The following is a 205-nucleotide window of genomic DNA, read 5'->3' as shown; positions in this document are numbered from 1 at the left end:
GCGGATCAAAGCTTGTTTGCTAGCTCCCCGCAGCTTATCGCAAGCTACTACGTCCTTCATCGCCTGTAATCGCCAAGGCATCCGCCATGTGCACTTATTCACTTGTCCCTATAACCTTGACGGCTATAAGTCTAAGCATTTACTACTTTGTGATGATGAGTTTTACTACCCTAAGTGTGTAATTTCTTACACGCTTAAATAAAAC

Annotated in this window: 1 rRNA gene; it reads right to left on the bottom strand. The window is 43.4% G+C overall.

Features of this window, described 5'->3' with window-relative positions:
* Nucleotides 1-108, bottom strand: a 23S ribosomal RNA gene (locus tag GJ698_RS30400); the annotation flags it as partial.
* Nucleotides 109-205: the final 97 nt, after the last annotated feature.

Source organism: Duganella aquatilis, from assembly GCF_009674565.1.
Taxonomy (GTDB): Bacteria; Pseudomonadota; Gammaproteobacteria; order Burkholderiales; family Burkholderiaceae_D; genus Rugamonas; species Rugamonas aquatilis.
This window is presented reverse-complemented; position numbering and strand designations above follow the sequence as displayed.